Source organism: Chloroflexus sp., from assembly GCF_049970315.1.
In the GTDB taxonomy this organism is placed as follows: Bacteria; Chloroflexota; Chloroflexia; order Chloroflexales; family Chloroflexaceae; genus Chloroflexus.
On sequence record NZ_JBMFNE010000030.1, the window covers coordinates 41,921 to 47,296 of the forward strand.

At 58.1% G+C, this 5,376-nt stretch carries 5 protein-coding genes; 3 read left to right on the forward strand and 2 right to left on the reverse strand.

Features of this window, described 5'->3' with window-relative positions; all coding sequences use genetic code 11:
- Positions 1-72 precede the first annotated feature (72 nt).
- Both ACP5OT_RS16035 and ACP5OT_RS16040 read right to left on the reverse strand, forming a co-directional pair.
- Positions 73-2,235 carry a molybdopterin cofactor-binding domain-containing protein gene (locus ACP5OT_RS16035; protein ID WP_424675340.1) on the reverse strand — a complete coding sequence of 721 codons (2,163 nt, stop codon included), beginning with the start codon at positions 2,233-2,235 and terminating at the stop codon, positions 73-75.
- Complete coding sequence (locus ACP5OT_RS16040; protein WP_424675341.1) at positions 2,232-2,699, reverse strand: (2Fe-2S)-binding protein; 468 nt, start codon at positions 2,697-2,699, stop codon at positions 2,232-2,234. The genes ACP5OT_RS16035 and ACP5OT_RS16040 overlap by 4 nt, the downstream gene beginning before the upstream one ends.
- Before the next feature lie 86 nt (positions 2,700-2,785).
- Between ACP5OT_RS16040 and ACP5OT_RS16045 the strand changes: the two genes are divergently transcribed.
- From ACP5OT_RS16045 to ACP5OT_RS16055, 3 genes are all read left to right on the forward strand, one after another.
- On the forward strand, positions 2,786-3,559 hold the full coding sequence (locus ACP5OT_RS16045) for an esterase/lipase family protein (RefSeq protein WP_424675342.1): 774 nt from the start codon (positions 2,786-2,788) through the stop codon (positions 3,557-3,559).
- A 70-nt stretch (positions 3,560-3,629) separates the two neighbouring features.
- A complete protein-coding gene (gene ftsY / locus ACP5OT_RS16050; protein WP_424675343.1) occupies positions 3,630-4,622 on the forward strand; it encodes a signal recognition particle-docking protein FtsY in 993 nt (330 codons plus the stop codon).
- 160 nt (positions 4,623-4,782) lie between these two features.
- Positions 4,783-5,322, forward strand: coding sequence for a hypothetical protein (locus tag ACP5OT_RS16055; RefSeq protein WP_424675344.1), 540 nt, complete (start codon positions 4,783-4,785; stop codon positions 5,320-5,322).
- Positions 5,323-5,376: the final 54 nt, after the last annotated feature.

A 5,376-nucleotide genomic window follows, 5' to 3' on the forward strand; every position in this document is an offset into this window, starting at 1 on the left:
GCTCGTGGTGCCGTTGCGTTCAGCGTCCGCTGCGCTCTTAGCGCCGTTGCGTTCAGCGTCCGCTGCGCCTTGTCAAACCAACGGTAGTTGCCGCTTCCGCTCACCGGTCAGCGCAAAGATTGCATTGGCAACTGCGGCGGCAATCGGTCCCATCGGCGGTTCGCCGCCTCCAAACGGCTGGTTGCCGCTCCGCAGAATCTCTACACTGATCTCTGGTGCATCAGCGATGGTCAGCAACGGATAGCGGTCGAAATTACCGACCTCGATCCGCCCCTCACTGATTGTCACCCGTTCAAACAGAGTGGCACTTAGCCCCATCATGATCCCACCCTCGGTTTGTGCGGCTAACCCGTCAGGGTTAATTGCAAGACCGGGGTCAATCGCCGCCCAGACCCGATACACGCGCAACCGGTCACCTTCATAACCGACCTCGGCAATATGCGCAGCCATTGTGCCTGCGTCTACACTGCATGCTAGACCGCGCCCACGTCCTGCCGGCGGTGGTTGATCCCATCCGGCCATGGACGCGACCGTGCGTAGCGTTGCTGCCATTCGTCGGCCCTGTTCGGTATCGGGTAAGTGGCGCAATCGAAACGCAAGTGGGTCACTGCCGGCTGCATGGGATAGTTCGTCAATGAAGCTCTCGACGGCAAAGACGTTAGCCAGCAGACCCAACCCACGCCACGGTCCGGTCGGCACCGGTAGTGCTACCGTTTGCGCCGTCACCAACAGGTTGGGAATGTTGTAGATTAGCCGTGCTCCACGCCAGCCGCCGAAATCACTACCGATCAGCCACCGCAGCGGCGCCGGAAAGAGGTCAAAGAGTACCGTTCCGCTGGCGTGCCGCTGTTCGAGTGCGGCAATGGTGCCATCTGCGTCGAGCGTAGCTCGGAAAGCGGCGTAGGTCGGTGGCCGGAGATAGCCATGACGAAACTCTTCGGTGCGCGTCCAACCGACATGCACCGGTTTACCTACTGCTGCCGAGAGTATCGCCGCTTCGCTCGCGACGGTAGTCGTGACTTTACGACCAAACCCGCCGCCGAGGTACGTTGGGGTGACTTCGACCGTTTCTGCTTTACGACCCAACAGGTTGGCTATCGCATTCGCCACCTGTACCGGCGATTGTGTACTCACCCACGCTCGCACCTGGTCAGGTTGCACATCGACCAACGCGGCTTGCGGTTCAAGATTGGCGTGGGCGGCGAGTGGCGTGCGGTAAACTGCCTCGATCACCTGAGCCGTGCGTAATGCGCTCGCGGCATTGCCGCGTTGTTGAACGGGTGTGCCCGACCCGACCTGCGCCACCAATTGCTCTTCGAGGTCGCGGTGCGTGAAGGGGGGCGGTAACTCCCACTCTAGCTCAAGGTCATTGAGCGCGGCGTAGGCGGTAAGGCGCGACTCGGCCACTACTCCGGCAAAGCCGTCGCGGATCACAACCTGCACCACACCTGGTCGTTCGAGCGCTGTACCCGGTGCAGCACGCCGTAGTTTTGCCCCTAGCCGAGGCGGACGAGCGACTGCACCGTACAGCATGCCCTCTACACGCGCATCGTAGCCATAAATCGCAGCACCCCGAATTTTTGCCGGTAGATCGAGCCGAGGTACTGGTTGCCCGATAATTCGCCAGCGCTCAGGCGGAGTGAGCGGTGCTGCTTCCGGTGGCTGCCAATCACGTGGTTGCGCGGCAAGTTCGCCAAAACCGATCCGCCGCGCTGGGTTGCTTGCGTCAATCACAAATCCTTGCTCGATCTGCGTCTGTGTTGGCTCAATCCCTAGTTCCTTAGCTCCGGCTATTCGCAGCATCTCACGCATGGTAGCCGCCGTTTCGCGCAAAATCGGGAAGAGCGAAATGACTGAATACGAGGCACTGGTACCGGCTCCGTCACGTACCGGCCCAATCGAACTACTCTGCGTAATCCCGACCTGCTCCCACGCTACGCCCAACTCTTCCGCCGCAATTTGGGCGAGCGCCGTATGCACCCCTTGCCCCATCTCGACCTTCGGCATCGCCATGATTACTCGCCCATCAGGTTGAATATTGAACCAGACGGCCGGCTCTCGTGAAAAAGATGAGGGTATCTCGATCACATCACCAAAAAAATCGGCCAAGGCCAACCGGGCTGCCGGTAATCCTAGCGTCGCGCCGAGTGCCAGGCCACCGCCGACCAATCCCAATCCGATTAAAAAGCCACGTCGCGTCATGCGCCAGCGTTGTGGGCGTGTCTCACGTTTCATGCTGCCTCCTCCCGTATCAATTCGGCGGCACGCATGACGGCACGTGCAATGCGAGCATACGAACCACACCGACAGTAGTTGTAGCGCATCGCTGCGATCATCTCATCATAGGTCGGGTTGGGTGTCTCGGCCAAGAGTGCGGCGGCGGTCATCATTTGCCCACTCATACACCAACCGCACTGCGGTACTTGTAGCTCGAGGAAGGCCTGCTGGACCGGATGCAATCGCTCGCCATTCCCTAGCCCCTCGATGGTTGTGATCGTGGATCCGGCCAACGTATGCACCATCATTTGGCAACTGCGGGTTGCTTTGCCGTTGATATGAACCGTACATGCTCCGCAAATCCCTGCTCCACACCCAAACTTGGTACTCGTCAGGCCCAACTCATCACGGAGGACGTAAAGTAATGGGCGGGTCGGTTCGTTGGCGACAGTGTAACGCTGACCATTGATGATAAGTTCCATACGTGCCCTCTCGCAAAGTGCAGGCATTGCCATTCTTTGGTACAATATCTGTGCAAAACCTGTTCACAGTATACTACGAATAATTCATGATGACCAACACACCAATTTTGATCGTCGGTGGTTTTGCCAGCGAACCAAAACTGTATCAACCATTACAGACGTACCTCGCCGAGGTGAGTGGACGGCCGGTCTTTATTACGCCGATCAACCGCCTTGATTGGGCGTGGGTTACGTTGACCGACAGCTATGCTGAGCTGTTGCGCAAGCTCGACCGCACAGTGAACCACGTGCTTACCGCTACTAACAGCTCGCGTGTCACACTGGTTGCCCATAGCGCCGGTGGTATACTGGCCCGCATCTTCCTCGGTGATCAACCCTACCGCGGTTACGTCTGTAACGGTTATCAGCGAGTTGCTATGCTTATCACCCTTGGCACTCCGCAGCGTACCGAGCGCACCGGACGGATTGGCGGCCTCAACCAAATCCGCTGGGTCGAACAGCGTTATCCGGGTGCGTATTGGTCAGAGGTGCAGTATGTGAGTGTGATCGGGCGCAGCATCTTCGGCGATCCCAATGGTCCACCACCCGAACGTGGTGCGTATCAGAGCTATCGTCTCATTAGCGGCGAGGGCGCACAATGGGGTGATGGTGTCGTTCCGCTTGACTACGGCCTGTTGCCCGGTGCGTTGCAGATCGTTATTCCCGGTCTCCGCCACGATCCACGTCCCGACCGGCTCTGGTACGGCTCTAGCCCGGCCACAGTCGCGGTTTGGTGGCAGGCTGCCGGCGCATATGCTGCCACATCAACCGACGTGATCGGCTATAATCAAACTGTATCGCCGGTTAAACTGGCGCGCTGACGACAACCATGTTGTGATTGTGGCGCCGAATAGTGAAAGTTGCGCCAACCATCACTCGCGAGGAACCGATATGTTTCGCCGTCTCTTTGGACGCGCTCAAGATGCACCGCGTAGCGAAGAAGAAGCTGCCCGTGAACAAGAGCAGGTTGCTGCTTCACTGGAAAAATCACGCCAGGGTATTTTTGGTCGGATCGCAAAACTCTTCGCCAACGATGATCCGATCACCGATCAATTGTGGGACGAACTTGAAGAGGCGTTGATCCAGGCTGATGTCGGTCTGGAAACAACGCAGTATCTCGTCAATCGCACCATCGACCGCGTGAATCGTTACGGTGTCAAGAAAGCACGTGAAGCGCGCGAGATGCTCAAGGCCGAGATGGTGCGTACCTTTGCCGAATATGCTGGCCAACAGCGTCCTGATGCCAAACCGTATGTGATTTTGGTCGTCGGTGTGAATGGGGCCGGCAAGACCACCCTCATCGCGAAGCTTGCTCACCGCTATAAAAATCGCTTCGACAAGAAGGTACTGCTTGCCGCCGGTGATACCTTCCGTGCTGCTGCCACCGAGCAACTTGAGACGTGGGCAGAGCGAGCCGGCGTGCCATGCGTCAGCCTTGGTCAAGGCGCCGATGCCGCTGCGGTGGTCTATAAAGCCATCGATGCTGCGCTGGAGCAGGATGTCGACATTTTGATCGTCGATACCGCCGGTCGCTTGCATGCCAAGTACAATCTGATGCAAGAGCTTGAGAAGATTCGCAATATTATTGCGCGTAAGCTGCCCGGTGCGCCCCACGAGACGATCCTGGTGATCGATGCGACCACCGGCCAGAACGGGGTGTTACAGGCCAAAGCTTTTCTCAAGGCTGCCGGTGTGACTGATGTGGCCGTGACGAAAATGGATGGGACGGCAAAGGGTGGGATCGCCTTTGCCATTGCGCAAGACATCGAACGGCCTATTCGTTACATCGGTACCGGCGAGAAGCTCGATGATCTGGCCCTGTTTGATGCCCAAACGTTCGTTGACGCACTCTTTGCTGAACCAACCGTGGTGAAGAATTCGTAAGAACGGCTAAGTGGCGTCGTGTTTGCCAACATATGGGCACCGCACTGCTGTGCCCATCCTGATAGGTGTACTGGTATGTCCGTCGAAATTGTTAAATGTCCATCCTGCAAACAGAAACTCGCGATTTTTCCGTATGTGCCCGTCGGCGGGCTTGTCGTGTGTGCCAATCGGAATTGTGGCGTCGATCTGCGTCTCGTGTCACGCAAACCGGCTCGGGTTGAGTTGGTGCCCCAACAAGAAACCTACACCGTTGATTACCGTCCAGAGTCATATGGTTGATCGACGGTTTGGCTCGGCGCTCAGGCAGATCATCGCGATACTCTGCCTGAGCGGCTGGGTTATGCTCCTTACCGGCTGCCTGCTCATCACCGGCGAGCAGACGACGGTCTCCCTCCAGGGCAGTGCAGCCAACATTCTAACGACCTTTGTCAGCGCCGAGGGCGCCGACGAGTATCGGGTGCCTGCCTTACCGCCCAACACCGAGGTACAGGCAATCGTGTTCCTGTCGGTCGAGTCAGGTGATGTGCAAATTGACCTCATCCAGCCTGACGGTGCGGTCTCGTTCGTTTTGGCGAGCCGGCCGGGATCGCAAGTGACGCGCAGTGGCCCGATCCGCAGCGACGATCAGGGCCAGATTCGCTACCGACTCACCGCCCGCAATGCACGTAACGGCGAAGTACAGATCTTCTTGCTGCCATAGCAGGTTTCACGCGCCTCGTCTGCGGTTGGGTCGTTCAATTCCCCCCGTCATCAT

Excerpts from the sequence above, each read along its gene's own strand:
- ftsY (WP_424675343.1), top strand. The coding sequence starts at position 3,630 with ATGTTTCGCCGTCTCTTTGGACGCGCTCAAGATGCACCGCGTAGCGAA.
- ACP5OT_RS16040 (WP_424675341.1), bottom strand. The coding sequence starts at position 2,699 with ATGGAACTTATCATCAATGGTCAGCGTTACACTGTCGCCAACGAACCG.
- ACP5OT_RS16045 (WP_424675342.1), top strand. The coding sequence starts at position 2,786 with ATGATGACCAACACACCAATTTTGATCGTCGGTGGTTTTGCCAGCGAA.
- ACP5OT_RS16035 (WP_424675340.1), bottom strand. The coding sequence starts at position 2,235 with ATGAAACGTGAGACACGCCCACAACGCTGGCGCATGACGCGACGTGGC.